Source organism: Sphingopyxis italica, assembly GCF_011926545.1.
In the GTDB taxonomy this organism is placed as follows: Bacteria; Pseudomonadota; Alphaproteobacteria; order Sphingomonadales; family Sphingomonadaceae; genus Sphingopyxis; species Sphingopyxis italica.
This window is the reverse complement of the sequence record NZ_JAATIT010000002.1, coordinates 393,783-413,829: the sequence shown is the minus strand read 5'-3', so window position 1 is coordinate 413,829 and position 20,047 is coordinate 393,783. Positions and strand designations below refer to the sequence as shown.

The 20,047-nt window shown below is 65.5% G+C and carries 15 protein-coding genes; 10 read left to right on the top strand and 5 right to left on the bottom strand.

What is annotated here, in order from left to right; translation table 11 throughout:
- Positions 1–155 precede the first annotated feature (155 nt).
- Together trpE and GGR90_RS09645 are read right to left on the bottom strand one after the other, a co-directional pair.
- Complete coding sequence (trpE, locus tag GGR90_RS09650) at positions 156–1,673, bottom strand: anthranilate synthase component I (protein ID WP_167921219.1); 1,518 nt, start codon at positions 1,671–1,673, stop codon at positions 156–158.
- Positions 1,674–1,675: 2 nt separating this feature from the next.
- The gene (locus tag GGR90_RS09645; RefSeq protein ID WP_167921218.1) at positions 1,676–3,622 is read right to left on the bottom strand and encodes a peptidylprolyl isomerase; all 1,947 of its coding nucleotides are present in this window, start codon (positions 3,620–3,622) and stop codon (positions 1,676–1,678) included.
- A 179-nt stretch (positions 3,623–3,801) separates the two neighbouring features.
- Here GGR90_RS09645 and tpiA point away from each other — a divergent pair, with 179 nt between their 5' ends.
- From tpiA to GGR90_RS09595, 10 genes are all read left to right on the top strand, one after another.
- Positions 3,802–4,548, top strand: coding sequence for a triose-phosphate isomerase (tpiA, locus tag GGR90_RS09640; protein ID WP_167921217.1), 747 nt, complete (start codon positions 3,802–3,804; stop codon positions 4,546–4,548).
- 191 nt (positions 4,549–4,739) lie between these two features.
- Positions 4,740–5,186: a preprotein translocase subunit SecG gene (secG, locus tag GGR90_RS09635; protein ID WP_167921216.1), complete on the top strand. Its 447-nt coding sequence runs from the start codon at positions 4,740–4,742 to the stop codon at positions 5,184–5,186.
- A 107-nt stretch (positions 5,187–5,293) separates the two neighbouring features.
- Entirely contained in the window at positions 5,294–6,925 is a 1,632-nt protein-coding gene (locus tag GGR90_RS09630) for a CTP synthase (RefSeq protein WP_167921215.1), read from the top strand.
- A 24-nt stretch (positions 6,926–6,949) separates the two neighbouring features.
- On the top strand, positions 6,950–7,633 hold the full coding sequence (locus tag GGR90_RS09625; protein WP_167921214.1) for a Crp/Fnr family transcriptional regulator: 684 nt from the start codon (positions 6,950–6,952) through the stop codon (positions 7,631–7,633).
- Positions 7,634–7,676: 43 nt separating this feature from the next.
- Positions 7,677–8,189: a hypothetical protein gene (locus tag GGR90_RS09620; protein ID WP_167921213.1), complete on the top strand. Its 513-nt coding sequence runs from the start codon at positions 7,677–7,679 to the stop codon at positions 8,187–8,189.
- A gap of 412 nt (positions 8,190–8,601) precedes the next feature.
- Positions 8,602–9,852 carry a lipoprotein-releasing ABC transporter permease subunit gene (locus GGR90_RS09615; protein ID WP_167921212.1) on the top strand — a complete coding sequence of 417 codons (1,251 nt, stop codon included), beginning with the start codon at positions 8,602–8,604 and terminating at the stop codon, positions 9,850–9,852.
- Positions 9,845–10,522: an ABC transporter ATP-binding protein gene (locus GGR90_RS09610; protein WP_167921211.1), complete on the top strand. Its 678-nt coding sequence runs from the start codon at positions 9,845–9,847 to the stop codon at positions 10,520–10,522. The genes GGR90_RS09615 and GGR90_RS09610 overlap by 8 nt, the downstream gene beginning before the upstream one ends.
- Before the next feature lie 115 nt (positions 10,523–10,637).
- A complete protein-coding gene (locus tag GGR90_RS09605) occupies positions 10,638–11,114 on the top strand; it encodes a glutathione peroxidase (RefSeq protein WP_167921210.1) in 477 nt (158 codons plus the stop codon).
- A gap of 131 nt (positions 11,115–11,245) precedes the next feature.
- Positions 11,246–14,731 carry a DNA polymerase III subunit alpha gene (dnaE, locus tag GGR90_RS09600; protein WP_167921209.1) on the top strand — a complete coding sequence of 1,162 codons (3,486 nt, stop codon included), beginning with the start codon at positions 11,246–11,248 and terminating at the stop codon, positions 14,729–14,731.
- Positions 14,732–14,810: 79 nt separating this feature from the next.
- Positions 14,811–16,415 carry a long-chain fatty acid--CoA ligase gene (locus GGR90_RS09595; RefSeq protein ID WP_167921208.1) on the top strand — a complete coding sequence of 535 codons (1,605 nt, stop codon included), beginning with the start codon at positions 14,811–14,813 and terminating at the stop codon, positions 16,413–16,415.
- Positions 16,416–16,527: 112 nt separating this feature from the next.
- Here GGR90_RS09595 and GGR90_RS09590 read toward each other — a convergent pair whose 3' ends face one another.
- The 3 genes from GGR90_RS09590 to GGR90_RS09580 form a co-directional block, all read right to left on the bottom strand.
- Positions 16,528–17,610 (bottom strand): PA0069 family radical SAM protein, encoded by a 1,083-nt coding sequence (locus tag GGR90_RS09590; RefSeq protein ID WP_381448943.1) that lies wholly within the window; start codon positions 17,608–17,610, stop codon positions 16,528–16,530.
- Positions 17,611–17,761: 151 nt separating this feature from the next.
- Entirely contained in the window at positions 17,762–18,286 is a 525-nt protein-coding gene (gene moaB, locus GGR90_RS09585) for a molybdenum cofactor biosynthesis protein B (protein WP_167921207.1), read from the bottom strand.
- Positions 18,276–20,045 (bottom strand): lytic transglycosylase domain-containing protein, encoded by a 1,770-nt coding sequence (locus GGR90_RS09580; protein ID WP_245198560.1) that lies wholly within the window; start codon positions 20,043–20,045, stop codon positions 18,276–18,278. Before GGR90_RS09580 ends, moaB begins: the two co-directional genes overlap by 11 nt.
- Positions 20,046–20,047: the final 2 nt, after the last annotated feature.

The following is a 20,047-nucleotide window of genomic DNA, read 5'->3' as shown; positions in this document are numbered from 1 at the left end:
TTTCAGCATCCATGGCCTGACCTCCAATCCCGCGCGGCGCCGAAGGAAACGGCTGGGCCATGGACCCTGAAACAAGTTCAGGGTGACGAGATACCAAGCGCCGCTTTTCGGCCGTTAGCCGCCATCCTGCCGACCCACGTATCTAATCTCGCGGCCTATTGCCCATATCCCGGCGTGCCCGCCAACCGCACCGCCTCGCGCGCGGCGGCGAAGAGGGCGCCGGCTTTCGCCTCGCACTCGCGCTGTTCATAGGCGGGATCGCTGTCGGCAACGATGCCGGCGCCGGCCTGGACGTGCATTTCGCCGTCTTTGACGATCGCGGTGCGCAGCACGATGCAGCTGTCCATATTGCCGTCGGGCGCGAAATAGCCGACGCCGCCCGCATAGGCGCCGCGCGCATCGGCTTCGAGCTCGGCGATGATCTGGCAGGCGCGGACCTTGGGCGCGCCGCTGACGGTGCCGGCGGGGAAGCCCGCGAACAGCGCGTCGATCGCGTCCTTGCCGGGCGCGATGCGGCCGACGACGTTCGAGACGATGTGCATGACGTGGCTGTAGAACTCGACGGTATAGCTGTCGGTGACGTTCACGCTGCCGCCGATCGCCGCGCGGCCGACGTCGTTGCGGCCGAGATCGAGCAGCATCAGATGCTCGGCGCGTTCCTTGGGATCGGCGAGCAGGCTGTCGCGATTCTCGACATCCTCCGCGCTCGTGCGGCCGCGCGGGCGGGTCCCGGCGATCGGACGGATGGTGATCTCGCCGTCGCGTACCCGGACGAGGATTTCGGGCGACGAGCCGATCAGCGCGAAGCCCGGCAGATCGAGGAAATAGAGGAAGGGCGAGGGGTTGATGCGGCGGAGCGCGCGATAGAGGTCGAAGGGCGACAGGTCGAACGGGGTCGAGAAACGCTGCGACAGCACGACCTGAAAGATATCGCCCGCCGCGATATAATCCTTCGCCGCGGCGACCATTTCGGCGAAGCGCGCGGGCGTGGTGGCGGGATTCGCCGTGATGTCCGCGGGCTGTGCGTCGGTGATGGCGCGGTCGGCGTGCGCGCTGGCGCTCGACAGGCGCGCGGCGATGTCGTCGAGGCGATCGCGCGCGGCGTCGATCATCCGGTCGATCGGCGCGGCGGCGTCGGGCCAGATCGGCGCGATCAGGAACAGCTCGTCGGCAAGGCGGTCGAAGACGAGGATCACCGTCGGGCGCACGAAGATCATGTCGGGCAGGCCGAGCCCGGCGCCCGGCGCGCGAGGGATGCGCTCGACAAGGCCGATCGTTTCGTAAGCGAAGAAGCCGACGAGCGTCGCAAGTGCTTTCGGCAGCCCTTCGGGCACGTCGAAGCGGCACTCGGCGACGAGATCGCGGAGCGCCTGCAGCGCGCCGGTTTCGAGCGGCGCGAAGGCATCACGGTCGCGGCGCCATTCGCGGTTGATGCGCGCCGCGTCGCCGGTGACCTCGAACATCAGGTCGGGGTCGAGCCCGATCAGGCTGTAGCGCCCGCGCGTCTCGCCGCTTTCGACCGATTCGAGCACCCAGTCGCCGCGCCCCGGCTCGATGAGCTTGAGCGCCGCCGAAACCGGGGTTTCGATGTCGGCGATCAGCCGCTGCCAGACGACTGCGCCGCGGCCCCGCGCCAGCGCATCGAGCGCGGCGGCTCTTCCTTCGAGGCTCACCCTTATTCGACGACCGGCGCGTTGCCGGTGAGTTCGGCGCGCAGCTGGGCGACGAGATCCTTGTTGATCGTCACGCCGACGCGGCGCTTCGCCTCGGCGGCGAGCTGTTCGATCAGCTCGTTGCCGAAGGCCGGGGCGAGCGGCTGGGCGATCGCGGCGACGCGCTGCGGCTCGATCGCTTTCGGATCAGGGCGCTGAACGTTGTTGAGCGCGATGACCATCCAGCCGCGATTGCCGGGGATTTCGAGCGTCTTGACGCTGTTCTTCGCCATCGAGAAGAGAAGGGCGAGTTCGGGCGGAACGGGCTTGCCGTCGGCGCCGAGTTCGGCGCGGCGGCCGCCGATCGGCTGCACGCTGCCGATGTTCGGACCGGCGGCGGCGACCGCTTCGCTCAGGCTCTTGCCGCCCTCGACCGCCTTCACGATCGCGCGCGCCTTGTCGCGGGCGACCTTCTGCCCCTTGGCAAAGCGCCATTCGCTGAGCAGGTCGGCGCGGATCTGCGCGAAGGGCGGGGGGGCCGCGGCGACGACCGACTTCACCGCATAGACGGCGAATTTCTCATTCTCGACGATCGTCGCGATATGACCTTCGCCTTCGCCTGCGGCCTGAAAGGCCTGCGCGACGAGCGGCGCGAGTTCGGGCGCGGGCACGAAAGCGGGCTGGCCGGGCGCTTGGCCGCTTGGCAGCAGCGCGGGGGTTTCGACGAGCTGGAGCTTGCGGTCGGCGGCGACTTCCTCGATCGACGCGCCGCCGTTCACGGCGTCCTGGATCGCGTTGTAATAATCGACGATGGCTTCATTCGCCTTGTTCTTGGCGAGTTCGGTGCGAATTTCTTCGCTCGCCTGGGCGAGGCTGCGCGCGGGCTTGGCCGTGACGTCCTCGACGCGCGCGACGGTCCAGCCGAGGCCGGTCTGCGTCGGCCCGACCACATCGCCGCGCTGCGCCGCGAAGGCGGCTTTCGCCGCGGCGGCGGTCGTCGTTGCGGCATAGGCCGATTCGGTCAGGTCGCCGGTGGTCGAGGCTGAAAGACCCGCCGCCTGCGCCGCCACGGCGAGCGAAGTGCCGCCGCGAACCTTGGCGGCGAGCGCGTTGGCCGCCGCCTGATCGGGAAGGATAACCTGCGCGAAACGGCGCGTTTCGCTCGCGGCATATTGCGCGGCATTGTCCTTGTAGACCTTGGCGATTTCGGCGTCGGTGACGGCGGGAACCGGCACCGCGGCGCTGTCGAACAGCGCATATTGGATCACGCGGCGCTCGGGCACGGTGAATTTGGTCTTGTTCTGCGACAGGAAGGTCTGCAGCGCGGCGTCGCCGGGATCGGCGGTCGGCGCGAAGGGGCTGGCCGGGATGAAGGTCGCCTGGCCGCGGCGCTGTTCGAGGAGCAGCGCGGCATAGGGCTGCGCCATGCCGAGCGCGATGCGGGGCATCCGGGCGATCGGCGCGGCGAGTTGTTCGGCGAGGAGCTGCTGACGCAAGTCTTGGCGCAGCTGCGCTTCGCTTATGCCGTTCTGGCGCAGGAAATTCTCGAACACCGTCTGGTCGAACTTGCCCGACACGCCGGCAAAGGCGGGCAGGTCGGCGATGCGGCCGTCGATCAGCCGCTTGCTGACTCCGAAGCCCAATTCGGTCGCGAACTGGTCGAAGGCGGCGCCCTCGACGAGCTGATCGAGCACCTGGTCGAGCCCGCCCGATTCGACGAAGGCGGCCATCGTCAGCCCGGGCTGGTCCTGCCGCGCCTGATCAAAGGTCTGACGGACGCGGTCGCGCAGTTCGCCGACACCGATATTTTCGCTGCCGACTTTCGCGACATTGGCGCCGCCCATCCCGCCGAACGCCGAATTGCCGGTAACGTCGCTCAAGGCAAAAGCGATCCCGACGAGCACCACGAAGGCAAGGGCGAGGAATTTGCCGATCGTCGAGGAAAACATGGCGCGGATGGCGGTAATCATGGAGAGGGCATTCTTTCCGGCAGGGCGCGGGTCAGGCGCGATTGCGGGCTGCTTTAGGCGCGAGGCGGAACGGTATCAAGGCTGGAAGGGGTTTTCATGGGCCGTGCGACACGCCTTGCCTATGCCGCCTGCGCGCCGCTAGGGCGAGGACAAGGTCGAACAGTGGGAGAGACAGGCAAATGGCGCGGCGCAAATATGTGGTCGGCAACTGGAAGATGAACGGTTTGACGGGTGCGCTCGCCGAGGCGCAGGCGATCTTCGCCGCGGCGGCGGATCATCCAGGTGTCGATGTCGCCATCTGCCCGCCCTTCACGCTGATCGGCCCGATGGTCGCCGCGGCGCCGGGCGGGGCGGTCGGCGGGCAGGATTGCCACAGCGCGGCCTCGGGCGCCTTTACCGGGGCGGTCGCGGCGCCGATGCTGGCCGACATCGGCGCGCGCGTCGTGATCGTCGGGCATAGCGAGCGGCGCGAAGGCTGCGGCGAAAGCGACGCCGACGTGCGCGCCAAGGCAGAAGCGGGATTGGCGGCGGGATTGGCGGTCATCCTCTGCGTCGGCGAGCCGCGCGCGGTGCGCGAATCGGGTGGAGCGATCGAGTTTGTCCTGTCGCAGATCGCGGGATCGGTGCCGGACGATTTCGATCCTTTGCGCCTCGCCATCGCCTATGAGCCGATCTGGGCGATCGGAACGGGGCTGGTGCCGACGGTTGCCGATGTCGCGGCGATGCACGGCGCGATCCGCGGGGCGCTCGCGGCGCGGTTCGGCGATGCGGCGGAGGAAATGCGCATTCTCTACGGCGGATCTGTCAATGGCGACAATGCGGCCGAACTGCTTGGCGCGCGCGACGTCGACGGCGCGCTGGTCGGCGGGGCGAGCCTGACGGCGGCGAAGTTCGTGCCGATCGTGGCGGCGGCGGCCAGCCTCTAGCCAAGCTCCATTTCCCGTTCGCATCGAGCGAAGTCGAGATGGCCTTCGGCGTGGCGCGATCCTGATGGGTGTCTCGACTTCGCTCGACACGAACGGTACGAGAGGCAGGCAAGTGGCTTGAAGCGAAGCCGCTTCGTCTCTATGTGCGCCGCGAGCGCGGTCCGTGTGAGGCCGTGCGAGTTCGGGAAAATATGATGTCCAGCCTTTTCACCTTCATACTCGTCCTGCAGGCGCTGGTCGCCGCGGTGATGATCGGCGTCATCCTGATGCAGAAGTCGGAAGGTGGCGGTCTGGGCGTTGGTGGCAGCCCCGCGGGCCTGCTGTCGGCGCGCGGCGCGGCGGATTTCATGACCCGGGCGACAACGGTCCTCGCGACGGCCTTCGTCGCGCTGTCGATCCTGCTAGCGGCGATGGCCTCGGTCGGCCGTGGCGGTTCGACGATCGACACCTCGCTGTCGAAATCGGCGCAGACGAGCGGCGCGGCGCCTTCCTCGTCGCTGACCGGTCCCGCGCAGCAGGCGCCCGCAAATGCGGCGCCAGCCCCGGCGAGCGACGATCCGCTGGCCGCTGCGGCCGCCGCGGCGGCAAGCCGGGAAGCCGCTCCGGCTCCCGCGCAGGCACCGCCCGCCAAGAAATAACCGGCGGCTTCGGTCTCCGACCAAACCCGCCCGGCGGAAATATTTTCCGCGGCAAGCGATTCGACGGCTTGCGCCGTCCCCCTCCCGTTGAGTAAGTCTTTCCTCCCATGGCGCGGTTCATTTTTATCACCGGCGGCGTGGTCTCCTCGCTTGGCAAAGGTTTGATGGCGGCCAGCCTCGCAGCCTTGTTGCAAGCGCGCGGCTATCGTGTCCGTATCCGGAAGTTCGATCCTTATCTGAACGTCGATCCGGGCACGATGTCGCCCTATCAGCATGGCGAGGTCTATGTGACCGACGACGGGGCCGAGACCGACCTCGACCTTGGCCATTATGAACGCTTCACCGGCGTTGCGGCGCGGCAGAGCGACAATGTCACCTCGGGCCGCATCTATCAGGGCATCATCGCCAAGGAACGCCGCGGCGACTATCTGGGCGCGACGGTGCAGGTCGTCCCGCACGTCACCGATGCGATCAAGGAATTCGCGCGCGCCGAAACCGACGACCTCGATTTCGTGCTGTGCGAGATCGGCGGCACGGTCGGCGATATCGAATCGCTGCCGTTCATCGAGGCGATCCGCCAGTTGAAAAACGAAGAGGGACGCGAAAAGGCGATCTCGGTCCATGTCACGCTGGTGCCCTACATCGCCGCTGCGGGCGAACTGAAGACCAAACCGACGCAGCATAGCGTGCGCGAACTCGCGTCGCTCGGCGTCCAGCCCGACATATTGCTTTGCCGCTGTGAAAAGCCGCTGCCCGAGACCGAGCGCGCCAAGATCGCGCTCTTCTGCAATGTTCGCAAGGAAGCGGTGATCCCCGCGCTCGACGCCGACAGCATCTATTCGGTCCCGGTCCAATATCATGGCGAGGGGCTCGACAGTGAGGTCTTGCGCGCATTCGGCATCCACGACGCACCCGCGCCCGACCTGTCGCGCTGGTACGACATCATGGACCGCAAGCAGCATCCCGAAGGCGAAGTCACGATCGGCGTCGTCGGCAAATATGTGTCGCTACCCGACGCCTATAAGTCGCTGAACGAAGCGCTGGTCCACGGCGGCATGGCGCACCGCGTCAAGGTCAACATCCGCTGGCTCGACGCCGAAATGTTCGAGCGCGACGAGGATCTCGCCGCCAATCTCGAACCGCTGCACGGCATTCTCGTCCCCGGCGGATTCGGCGAGCGCGGGTCCGAGGGCAAGATTTCGAGCGTGCGCTTCGCGCGCGAACGCGGCGTGCCCTTCTTCGGCATCTGCCTCGGCATGCAGATGGCGTGCATCGAGGGCGCGCGGAACACCAGCGGCATCGCTGACGCGTCGAGCACCGAATTCGGCAAGACGAACGAGCCCGTCGTCGGCATGATCACCGAATGGATGAGCGCCGAAGGTTTGCAGAAGCGCGGCGCCGATACCGATCTGGGCGGCACGATGCGCCTCGGCGCTTATGAAGCGAAGCTGTCGCCGAACAGCCATGTCGCGAGCATCTATGGCGCCAACGACATCAGCGAGCGCCACCGCCATCGTTACGAGGTCAATGGCGCCTACCGCGAGAGCCTCGAGAAGGGCGGGCTCGTCTTTTCGGGCATGTCGCCTGACGGTATGCTGCCGGAAATCGTTGAGCGCCCGGACCATCCGTGGTTTATCGGGGTGCAGTTCCACCCGGAACTCAAATCGAAGCCGTTCGATCCGCATCCGCTGTTCGCGGGGTTCATCGAAGCCGCGGTAAAGCAGAGCCGGCTGGTTTAACCGTTCGAAAAGGGGACCAAGGGCATGGATCACGCCAGACTCGCCGAACTGCAAGGCCCCGACAGCATCTTTTCCGGGCTTTCGATCGAAGATTGGGCCGAGATCGTCAGCCGCGCGGTGCAGGTCAATTTCGTCAAGGGCAAGGAATTGCTCGTCCAGGGCGACCCGGGCGACATGATGCTGATCCTGACCGAAGGCGCCGCGCGCGTGTCGATGCTGACTTCGGGCGGGCGCGAGATCGTGCTCGCTTATGCCGAGCCCGGCGCGGTGCTGGGCGAGATCGCGCTGCTCGACGGCGGCGAGCGGACGGCGTCGGTGACCGCGACCAGCGCCGGAAGCGCGCTCCAGCTCGGGCGCAATGCGCTCAAGGACTTCGCGGCGAGCCATCCAGAATTCACCTGGTCGCTGATGCAGCAGCTCGCGCGCCGGCTACGCACCGCCGACCAGACGATCGAGAGCGACCGCGCCTATGCCTCGGGGCCGCGGCTTGCGCGCTACCTCAAGCGGCTGATCCGCAAGGATGTCGAGGTGTCGCAGCGCGTTGAATTGAGCCAGACCGAACTTGGCAATTTCGCGGGCATGAGTCGCGAGCATATCAACCGCCAGCTCAAGAGCTGGGAGGAATCGGGGGTGATCTCGCTCGAGCAAGGGCGGGTGCGCGTTCTCGATGCGGAGATGCTTGAGGATATCAGCGAGAGCGAGGGGTAGTTAGGCTTCGGCGGAATTGGAGCCCGTTTGACGGGAGCTTAAGATGATATTCGTTTCCTTCCTCCTGCTTACCGCCGCAGAAGCAGCACCAGCGGTCATGCCGGAAATAAAGTTGGATTGCCGTCGCGATAGCGTTGGAAACTGCCTGCCGGTCGAGCTCTCACCGCCGGCTGAATTGCTCCGTGAGCAGCACGATTATGCCGCAGCGATCTATCGGCCTTATTGGGTTTGTTATTGGAAGGCTCTCAATATCCACGAAGATTTTGGGACGTCCGACGGTGAACGTGCAACACAAATTTTCGTTTCCGCCTTCAATATATGTGCGAGTCTGCGGGCATCAGCGGACGGCGAGATGGATGCGCTTCTTCGTCCGCTTACGATCTATGGAGATAAGGCACGAAAACATTTTGTTCGTGATGATTTCCGCAGTTCCGCTGGAGCGCGATTTCTTGTTCAGGCAGCTCAGGCTGCGGGGCAGCGTGACGCATACACGAGGACACGCGAGGCCACTCACCAATTCGTATTACGGCGGGTTGAAAACGTTAGAAAACAATGACTCCACGGAAGCCAGTAACGGCAATGGCATGTCGGTGCGCCCTATTACCGTCTTACCGTAAGGTCGCGCGAGAATCACAACGCCCGGGCCTCGTTGCCGAGACCCGGGCGCCTGTGACGAACATCGCCATCCCCCTTGTTGCAGGCCTGGCGAAAGGCCTACACTCCCTGGATCCGGGCCTTTGGGCCGCGTTGAACCAGAAGCCTTGGGGTAGGTCTTGGGGGCCGCGTTGTCACCCTCTCATGGCCTGTTGGGCCTGATTTTGCGCGCCGCTGTGACCTATGGGCAACACATTATCGCAAATCATTTGGGATTTGAGGTCATGCTGGCGGCCATTGCCAGCCCTGTTTGACCTGCCTAAAGCGGCTCCCATGCGTGACCTTTTCCAAGCGCCGCGAAGGCCGGTCTTCCCATGATCCTGCGTCCGTACGAACGCACCATCTTCAAACGCTATTTGCTTCCGCAGCGCGGCGAAGGATTCATCTTCGTCGCGGCGGCGTTCAGCTTCACCGCGGTGATGCTGGGCGTCGCGGCCCTCGTGGTAGTGATGAGCGTGATGAACGGCGTGCGCAGCGACCTGTTTGAAAAGATCGTCGGGCTGAACGGCCACGCGGTCGTTCAGGGCTTTGGCGGGCGGATCGACGATTGGCAGGACGTGTTGAAGCAGGCGCGCGCGACACCGGGCGTCACGTCGGCGACGCCGCTGATCGAGCAGCCCTTGCTCGCAACCTTCAGCGGGCGCGTTGAAGGCGTGCTCGTGCGCGGCATGACGGTTCCGGACATACGGAGCAACGAGACGCTGGGCGGTAAGGTGCTCCAAGGCAGTCTGAACAGCCTGACGGCGGGTTCGGGCAATGTCGCGCTCGGCAGCGAGCTGGCGCGTAATCTGGGGGCCCAGGTCGGGTCGAACGTCACGATCATCAATCCGCAAGGCCGCTCGACGCCGTTCGGTACGGTGCCGCGCGAGATCAGCTACCGCGTGTCGGCGATTTTCGAGATCGGCGTCTATGATTTCGACAAGGCCTATATCGTCATGCCGATGGAGGATGCGCAGCTGTTGCTGCTCACCGGCGACCAGGTCCAGATGATCGAGGTCAAGACCGAGGACCCCGACCGGGTCGGCGAGATATTGCAGCCGCTTGCCGAAAAACTCGCTGCCAAGGCGGTCGTGTCCGACTGGCGGTCGATGAACGCGAGCCTGTTCGAGGCGCTGTCGATCGAGCGTGTCGCGATGTTCGTGATCCTGTCGCTGATCATCCTCGTCGCGTCGTTCAACATCATCTCGTCGCTGATCATGCTGGTGCGCGCGAAGACGCGCGACATGGCGATATTGCGGACGATGGGCGCGCCGCGCGACGCGGTGATGCGCATCTTCATGGCGATCGGACTGTCGATCGGCGTTGCGGGAACGATCGCGGGGATGATCGTCGGCTTTTCGCTGCTCTATTTCCGGCAGGGGGTGCTGCGCGGGGTCGAGTTTCTGACCGGCCAGCCCTTGTGGGACCCGTCGATCCGTTTCCTTACCGAATTACCGTCGAAGCCCGATCCGGTGGAGATTACCGCGATCGTCATCATGGTGATCGTGTTCAGCTTCCTCGCGACGCTGTATCCGGCCTACAAGGCCGCGAATACCGATCCCGTGCAGGTGCTGCGTTATGAATGATGTCGCGCTCGAACTGGTCGACCTGAAGCGCAGCTTCACGCAGGGCGACGTCACGATCGAGGTGCTGCGCGGGGTCAACGCGTCGCTGCGGCGCGGGGAGATCGTCGCGCTGCTCGGCCCCTCGGGGTCGGGCAAGTCGACGATGCTGCAAGCGGTCGGCCTGCTCGAAGGCGGATTCGGCGGTACGATCCGCATCGACGGCGAGGATGTCACGCGCTTCGAACAGGGCGAGCGGACGAAGACGCGGCGCGAGAAGATCGGCTTCGTTTATCAGTTCCACCATTTGCTGCCCGATTTCAACGCGATCGAGAATGTCGTGCTGCCGCAGCTCATCCGCGGCACGGCGCAGGCGGAAGCCGAGGAGCGCGCGGCCGACCTGCTCGGCCGGCTCGGGCTGGGCGAGCGATTGCATCACAAGCCGAGCAAGTTGTCGGGCGGCGAGCAGCAGCGCGTCGCGGTCGCGCGCGCGCTGGCGAACCGTCCCTTGCTGGTGCTCGCCGACGAGCCGACGGGCAACCTCGACGAGGCGACCGCCGACCGCGTGTTCGACCAGTTCGTCAGTCTGGTGCGCGATCATGGCTCAGCGGCGCTGGTGGCGACGCATAATGAGCGATTGGCGGCGAAGATGGACCGCGTGCTGCGCTTGCACGAAGGGCATATCGAGGCATAGACTCCTCCTGTTCCCGTTCGTGTCGAGCGAAGTCGAGACACCCATCGGGACAGCATATGCCGAGGGGCATCTCTACTTCGCTCGATGCGAGCGGAATATTGGGGAAGGGACTGATATGGCACTTTACGATCTTTCGGCGAAGCTGCCCGGCGGGGACATGCAGTCGCTGGCCGACTATCGCGGCAAAGTGCTGCTGATCGTCAACACCGCGTCGAAATGCGGCTTCACCCCGCAATATGAAGGGCTGGAGGAGCTCTACGGCGACTATAAGGATCGCGGGTTCGAGATATTGGCCTTCCCGTGCAACCAGTTCGGCGCGCAGGAGCCGGGCGACGCGAACGAGATCGCGAATTTCTGCTCGCTGACCTATGATGTGACCTTTCCGGTGATGGCGAAGATCGATGTCAACGGCGACGACGCCGACCCGATCTTCAAGCATCTGAAGAAGGAAAAGACCGGATTGCTCGGTAGCGGGATCAAGTGGAATTTCACGAAATTCCTGGTCGACCGCGAGGGCAGGACGGTGTCGCGACATGCGCCGACGACGAAGCCCGAACAATTGCGCAAAGAGATTGAAGAACTGTTGGAATAGCTCCGTCGCCCCCGCAAAGGCGGGGGCCGCTGGAGAGATAGCGTAAGGCCAAGAGCGGCCCCCGCCTTCGCGGGGGCGACGATCATCATTCGGGCCTTCCCCGAATCGTCACATATGCCTAGCGTCCCGCCATGGCCTACAGCCCCTTTGTCCCCCTGCGCGTCTTTTCCAGCTACACGATGCTCGAAGGGGCGATCGAGCCGAAAGCGATCGCCAAGGCCGCGCGCGACCGCGGCTTTCCGGCGATCGCGGTGGCCGATCGCAACGGGCTCTATGGCGTCATGGCCTTTGGCGAGGCGTGCAAGGCGGCGGGGGTTCAGCCGATCGTCGGGACCTTGCTCAGCGTCGCGCGGCCCGGGCAGCGGCTGGCGAACGGTGCGCCGCTGATCGATTGGCTCGCGCTCTATGCGCAGGACGATGCGGGATATGACAATCTGTGTGCGCTCGTCTCGGCGGCGCATCTCGGCCGCCCGGTCGAGCAGGATCCGCATGTGCTCCTCACCGACATCGCGGGCAGGACCGACGGGCTGATCTGCCTGACCGGCGGCGGCGAGGGCGCGCTGGCGCGGCTGCTGGCGGGCGAGCAGAAGAGTGCGGCGGAGGATTATGTCGAGCAGCTCGAGGCGCTGTTCGGCGGACGGCTCTATATCGAATTGTCGCGGCGCGGCGATGCCACCGAAATCGCGGCGGAGAATGCTCTGATCGAAATGGCCTATGCGCGCGCGCTGCCGATCGTCGCGACCAACCCGGCCAATTTTGTCGAGCCGAATTTTCACGCCGCGCACGATGCGATGCTGTGCATCGCGCAGTCGGCCTATGTCGAAAGCGAGGATCGCCGCGTATCGAGCCCTGAAGCCTGGCTGAAACCCGCCGAGGCGATGGAGGACGCTTTCTCGGACTTGCCCGAGGCGATCCACAACACGCTCGTCGTCGCGCAACGTTGCGCGTTCATGGCGCCGAAGCGCAAGCCGATCCTGCCGAGCCTTGCGGGCGACCGCGAGGGCGAGGCGGCGCAGCTGGCGCAGGATGCGCGCGACGGACTCGACGCGCGGCTCGCGCATTATCCCGACATGACCGACGAGGAGCGCCAGACCTATGTCGAGCGGCTCGATTTCGAGGTCGGGGTTATCGTCCAGATGGGCTTCCCAGGATATTTCCTGATCGTTGCCGACTTTATCAAATGGGCGAAGACGCATGATATTCCGGTGGGGCCGGGGCGCGGTTCGGGCGCGGGGAGCGTCGTCGCATGGGCGCTGACGATCACCGACCTCGATCCGCTCAAATTGGGCTTGCTGTTCGAACGCTTCCTCAACCCCGAGCGCGTGTCGATGCCCGACTTCGACATCGATTTCTGCGAAACACGGCGCGGCGAGGTGATCCGCTATGTGCAGGAAAAATACGGCCGCGACACCGTCGCGCAGATCATCACCTTCGGAAAGCTGAAGGCGCGCGCGGTGCTCAAAGATACCGGCCGCGTGCTCCAGATGAGCTATGGCCAGGTCGACCGGCTGGCGAAGCTGGTGCCGAACCATCCGACCGATCCGTGGACACTCGAGCGCGCGCTGAACGGCGTCAGCGAGCTGATGACCGAATATAAGCAGGACGACGGGGTGCGCCGCCTGTTCGACATGGCGCGTCAGCTCGAAGGTCTGCCACGGCACAGCTCGACCCACGCGGCGGGCGTGGTGATCGGCGACCGGCCGCTCGACCAGCTCGTCCCGCTTTATCGCGACCCGCGTTCGGATATGCCGGTGACGCAGTTCGACATGAAATATGTCGAGACCGCTGGGCTGGTGAAATTCGACTTCCTCGGCCTCAAGACACTGTCGGTGCTGAAGGAAGCGCGGCGTCTGCTCGCGCTGCGCGGGGTCGACGTCGATCTCGACGCGCTCGCGTGGGATGATGAGGAAGTCTATGCCCTCCTCCAGCGCGGCGAGACGGTCGGGGTGTTCCAGCTCGAATCCGAAGGCATGCGGCGCACACTGTCAGCGGTGAAACCGACCAATTTCGGCGACATCATCGCGCTCGTCGCGCTCTATCGCCCCGGGCCGATGGACAATATTCCGCTGTTCGGCGCGCGCAAGAACGGACGCGAGCCCATCGCCTATCCGCATCCGCTGCTCGAAGGCATCCTCGCCGAGACATACGGCATCTTCGTCTATCAGGAACAGGTGATGCAGGCGGCGCAGATCCTGGCCGGCTACAGTCTCGGCGGCGCCGACCTCTTGCGCCGCGCGATGGGCAAGAAGGTCCAGGCCGAAATGGACGCGCAGCGCGAGACGTTCGTGAAGGGCTGCGGCGAGCATAATCAGATCACGCCCAAGGCGGCGAACGAGCTTTTCGACTTGATCGACAAGTTCGCCGGCTATGGCTTCAACAAGAGCCACGCCGCCGCCTATGCCTTGCTGTCCTACCAGACCGCATGGCTGAAGGCGCATTATCCGCACGAATTCTTCGCCGCATCGATGTCGTTCGACAGCCACCAGACCGATAAATTGTCAATCTTCATCGACGACATGCGGCGGCTCAATGTCGGGATCGCGCCGCCGTCGGTCAACGACAGCGAAGCCGATTTCTCGGTCGGGCGCGGGGATGAAGGACTGACGGTGCGTTACGCGCTCGGCGCGCTCAAGGGCGTGGGCGAGAAAGCGATGGAGGCGCTCGTCGCCGAACGCGCCAAGGGCGATTTCGTCTCGCTCGACGATTTCGCGAGCCGTATCGATCCCAAGCTGCTCAACCGCCGGCAGATCGAAGCGTTGGCGGGGGCGGGGGCGTTCGATTGTATCGAGCCCGACCGTCCGCGCGCCTTTGCCGGTGCCGAAAGCCTGCTCGCCTGCGCCAACAGTTCGGCGCACGAACGTTCGACGGGGCAGGGCGGTCTGTTCGGCGGCGACATAGCGATCGCGCCGGCGCTGCAGCTTCCCGCCGCCGAGCCGTGGACGCTGGCCGAGCGAATGACGCGCGAGAAGGACGCTTTCGGCTTCTATTTCTCGTCGCACCCGGTCGAGCAATATGAAGCGATCGTCTCGGCGCGCGGCGCGCGGTCCTATGGCGACATCTGCGACAATGTCGAAATGTCGCCCGGCACGCGCATCCCGATGGTGATGGCGGCGATGGTCGAAAGTGCGCGGCCGCGCGTGTCGCAGCGCGGCAACCGCTTCCTCAACCTCACCCTGTCGGATCGCAGCGGCCAGTTTCAGTCGAGCTGCTTCGACGAAATCGCCGGCAAAACGCTCGAGACGCTGGCGGCCGACGGCGGCTGCGCGATGCTGTCGGTCGAACTCGATCTGCTCGAAGGCGAGGAAACGCCGCGGGTGACGGTGCGCGGTGCGCAGTCGCTGGCCGATATGGCCGCGACCGCGGCGCTCCAGCTGACCTGCCGCGTCGACATGCCCACGGCGATCGAGGAAATGGCGCGGCTGCTCGTCAAGCGCGACGATGCGCGGGGCCGCGTCATCGTCACCACGATCGACCCGCTGACCGATGACGAGCTTCGTATCGAACTCGGCCGCGGCTTCGCGCTCGGCCCCGATACGGTATCGCGGCTCGACATGATCGCCGGGGTGACCGGCCCCGCGCTGTCGCTCGTCGCGCCGCGCGAATTCAGGGCGCGCTGACCTTTCTTCCCCCTTGCGTGTCGGGGGTTTTCGACCCTATCCATTGGCAGCAACGATATAAAATTGAGGATGCCGCACCATGGGAATGCAGGGCCAGCCGCTGCTCGTCACGAGCCTGATCGATCATGCCGCACGCGAACATTCGCGACGCGAAATCGTGTCGCGATGGGCCGACGGCAGCATGACGCGGTCGAACTGGGGAGAGGTCGGAACCGACGCGCGGCGTTTCGCCGCGGCGATGGTGAAACTCGGAATGAAGAAGGGCGACCGCATCGCGACGCTGGCGATGAACCACGGCCACCATCTGGTCAGCTGGTACGGCACCGCGGGCATGGGCGGGGTGCTGCATACGGTGAACCCGCGGCTGTTCGACGAACAGCTGATCTATATCGTCAATCATGCCGAGGACCGCGTGCTGCTGTTCGACACGATGTTCCTGCCGATCGTCGAGCGGCTCCGCCCGCAATTGCCGACGGTCGAGCATTTCATCCTGTTCGACGCCCCGGCGCGCGAGGGCTATCTTTCCTATCGCGATCTGATCGATGCCGAAGACGGCAGCTTTCAATGGGTGGAGCTCGACGAGCGCGATCCGGTCGGGCTTTGCTATACCAGCGGCACGACGGGCAATCCGAAGGGCGTGCTCTATGAGCATCGCTCGAACGTCATCCACGCGATCACCGAGATCCAGCCCGACGTGTTCGACATGTCGAACCGCAGCGTGGTGCTGCCGATCGTGCCGATGTTTCATGCGAACAGCTGGGGCATTCCCTTTGCCGCCGCGACCGTCGGCGCGAAGCTGGTGTTTTCCGCGACCAACGACGCGCAGGTGCTTTGCGACCTGATGCACGATGAGGGCGTCACCCACAGCGCCGGCGTGCCGACGGTGTGGATCGCGATGTTCGCGCATATGGACGCGACGGGCATCGGCTATGGCAAGCTCCACCGCGTGATCATCGGCGGGTCGGCGTGTCCGCGCGCGATGATCGAGCGGTTTATGAAGGCGGGGATCGATGTCGGCCATGCCTGGGGCATGACCGAAACCTCGCCGATCGGGACGATGGGCAAAAGGCCGTGGAACTGGGATGAGATGAGCTTCGACGAGCGCGTCGACATCGTCGCGCGGCAGGGCTGTCCGCCGTTCGGCGTCGAGTTGCGCGTTGTCGACGATGGGGGAGGCGAACTGCCGCGCGACGGCGAGACGAGCGGGCGGCTGCAATGCCGCGGGCCGTGGATCATCCAGCGTTATTTCAAGGCCGATGCCGACGCAGCGGACGGTCAAGGCTGGTTCGACACCGGCGACGTTGCGGTGCTGCATCCCGACGGTGTCATGCAGATCACCGACCGCGCGAAGGATGTGATCAAATCGGGCGGCGAATGGATCAGCTCGATCGAGCTGGAAAACGCCGCCGTCGGCGCGCCGGGCGTGCAGGAGGCGGCGGCGGTCGGCGTCTATCACCCCAAATGGGACGAGCGGCCGATCCTGTTGGTCGTGCGGAAGGCGGGTGCGGAGACGAGCGAGGCGGCTATCGTCGATTACCTCAAAGACAAGGTCGCCAAATGGTGGCTGCCCGACGAGATCGTCTTCGTCGACGAACTGCCGCACACCGCGACGGGCAAGATTTTGAAGCGGCAGATCAGGGATGATTATAAGGATTATAGGCTGCGGTCGCTGACGGCGGCGTAATCGCTAAAAACCCGTTTGCCCTGAGCTTGTCGAAGGGCCGTTCTTTCTCTCCGCCTTGGAGAAGAAAAGAGCGGCGCTTCGACAAGCTCAGCACGAACGGCTTCAAGAGGACTCAAAACAGCTCCATCTGCCCGTCGCGCTCGGGCGGACGGAACAGGTCGCTGCGGATCTGCGGGAAGCTCCGGTCCATGCCATGTTCACGCGCGGCGCGCTTGACGCGGGTGCGGGTGAGCTGCGCCCAGACGCCTTGGCCGCGCATGCGCGTGAAGAACTGAGCGTCGTTGTCGCGACCGCCGCGGATGTCCTGCACCATGTGCATCACCTTGTCGGCGCGGTCGGGATAATGAGCGGCGAGCCAGGCGCGAAAGAGCGGTGCGACCTCGAAGGGCAGGCGCATGAGGATGTAGGAAGCGCGGATCGCGCCAGCTTCGGCCGCCGCCGCCATGATCGCCTCGATTTCGTGGTCGGTGATCGCGGGGATGATCGGCGAGATATTGACCTGTGTAGGCACCCCGGCATCGATCAGCTTGCGGATCGCGGCGAGGCGGCGGCGCGGGTGCGGCGCGCGCGGTTCGAGCATGCGCGCGATTTTCGGGTCGAGCGAGGTCACCGACACCGCGACGCCGACCAGATTGTCGCGCGCCATGTCGGCGAGCAGGTCGATATCGCGCAGCACGCGGTCGGATTTGGTCGTAATGATCAGCGGGTGGCGCGTTTCGGCGAGCACCTCGACCACCGACCGCGTGATGCCCCATTCGCGTTCGATCGGCTGGTAACCGTCGGTGTTGGTGCCGATCGCGAGCGGCGCGACCTTGTAATTGCGCTTGGCGAGTTCGGCGCGGAGCAGCTTCGCCGCGTCGGGTTTGGCGAACAGCTTGCTTTCGAAATCGAGCCCGGGCGAGAGGTCGTGAAAGGCGTGGGTCGGGCGCGCGAAACAATAGATGCAGCCATGCTCGCAGCCGCGATAGGGGTTGATCGAGCGGTCAAAGCCGATGTCGGGCGACGAATTGCGCGCGATGATCGTCTTGGGATGTTCGACCGTGACCGTCGTGCGCAGGCGCGGCGCCTCGCCGTCGATGTCCTCGGCAGCGTCGAGCCAGTCGCCATCGGCCTCGCGGTCGAGCGATCCGGTGCGGGTCGGGCGTAAGTTGGTCGGGGCGCCGCGGCCCGGAATCGGGGGTTTGGGTGATTCCACCGGCGGAGAATACGCCGTTGTTGAGAACAAATAAAGAACATTTGCCCTTTCGTCATTCCCGCGAAAGCGGGAACCCAGCTCCACCCTTCCAGGTAGGCGCTCCACCGCTCTGGGTCCCCGCTTTCGCGGGGATGACGACACTAGTGTAGGATCATTCCATCAATCGCGGCATCAGTTCGACGAAATTGCAAGGCTTGTGGCGACTGTCGAGCTGGGTCGAGAGGATGCCTTCCCACGCGTCGGTCACCGCGCCGGTCGAACCGGGGAGCGCGAAGATATAGGTGCCGCGGGCGACCACGGCGCAGGCGCGCGACTGGATCGTCGAGGTGCCGATCGTCTGGTAGCTGAGCCAGCGGAAGAGCTCGCCGAAACCCGGAATATCCTTGCCGTCCAGCCGGTGAAGCGCCTCGGGCGTCACGTCGCGGCCCGTCAGGCCGGTGCCGCCGGTGGTGATCACGACATCGACCTCGGGGTCGTCGATCCAGTTGTGGAGGCGCGAGACGATCAGGGCGGTCTCGTCCTTGATGATCGCGCGCGCGGCGAGGATATGGCCGGCGCCGCTCAGCAATTCCTCAAGCTTGTCGCCCGAACGGTCGTCGGCGGCACTGCGGCTGTCCGAAATCGTCAGGAGCGCGATGCGGACGGGTTTGAAGGCCAGGCTCTCGTCAATCGGCATTCGCGAAATCGCCGGCATAGGTCAGGCGCGTGCGATCCTTTCCGTCGGGGAAGCGCGGCCATTTCCCCTGCGCCAGCGCGGCGCGGCTGACCGAAGGCTTGCCCTGCTGCGCTTCGTACATCCAGTAGTTGCGCAGCACGATGCCGACATAGCCGCGCGTTTCCCAATAGGGGATCGATTCCATATAAAGCAACGGATCGTCATTATCGCGGATCTCGGTCTGCCAGCGGGCGACCGGCGCGGGGCCGGCGTTATAGGCCGCGATGACCTTGGGCAGTTGGCCGCCCGTCGCGGGCTCGCGGCTCAGATATTGGAGATAGCGCTGGCCAAGGTCCATGTTCACCGCGGGCGTCTTGAGGTCGCCGAGCGCGGCGACCGCGCCTTCCCAACGCACGATATCGCGCGCGGTGCCGGGGCGCACCTGCATCAGCCCGGTCGCGCCCGCGCTGCTGACCACGGTACGCTGAAAACGCGATTCCTGGAGCGTGTGGGCGAAGACCAGCGCGGGATCGACTTTCCACCCGCCCTTCGGTTCCCATTTCGGCTGCGGATAGCGGGCCTGCACGGCGGGCTTGCGGCCATGCGGGGTGTTGTGCGCGAGATAGAGCTGCGTTTCGGGCAGGCTGAGCGCGCCCGCCATCGCGATGAGCTGGGCATGCTGGTCGGAATTGCCGATCTGGGCCTGATGGCGCAGCGCCTGCCCCGCGTAGATATCTTCGCCGATCTCGGCGAACGCCATCGCGATGCGGACGTTGGGCAGCTTCTCGAGCGCGCGCCACGCGCTGCGGTCGGCCCGGACATTCTCGCGCTGGATTGCCGCCTCGACGCCGAGCGATTCGGCGGCGAGCAGGCCGTAGAAGGTTTCCTGATTGGCGGCGGCGGCGCGCAGGCGCGGCTCCACCAAGGCGGGCTGGCCCGCGGCGACCGCGGCGCGCGAGGCCCAATAATAAGCGGCGGCGCGCTGTTCGCTGTCGGGCGCTTCCTTGGCGACGCGGTCGAACGCGGTGAGCGCGGTGCGGTAATCGCGAAGCCGCCACGACGCGAGACCCTGCACCCACGCGCCCTGTGTCGCCCAGGCGCCGCCGCCCGCGGTGCAGGCGAGCGACAGGCGCAGCGCATTCCGGTCGTCATTTTCGATATAATAGGACCAGGCGACCTTTTGCGTCCATTCGGCGCGCGCCGCCGGGCTGAGCTGGTCGATGGCCGCATTGAGCAGCATTTCGGCGCCCGCGGGATCGTCGTTCTTGATCCGGTCGGGGATCGTCGCGGCGAGGCGCGCGGCCGCGGGGTCGCTGACGCTGTCGGCGCCGAGCCGGCGCGGCGCGCTGCCGGCCCAGGCGAGGCGCGCCTCGAAGGGAAGGGCCGGCAGATCGGACGCGCCGCGCTTTGTCGCAAGGCGGCCGAGTTGTGCGGCTTGCGGCAACCAGGGCGATCGCGAAAGGATCGGCATGATGTCGGCGACTTCGGCGCGCGGGCTGTTCGCGGCGGTCAGCAATTCGGCGCGCAGGAAATCGGTGAGCGGGCCCCCATTGGACTCCTGGCCGGACTCGTCGAGCAGCGATTTGGCGTCGGCCCAGCGTTCGCTGCGGATCGCGCCCAGGACCTGCGTATAAAGCTGCTTCTGCTTCGAAGAGAGAATATCGGGCACCGTTTGCGGCGCCGACGTGAAATCGCGGTCGCCGGCATCGGCGGCGAACGCGGGGGCCGCTGCGGCGAGCGAAAGCGCCAGAGCGGCGCCGGAGATAAGATTTCTGGTCATAT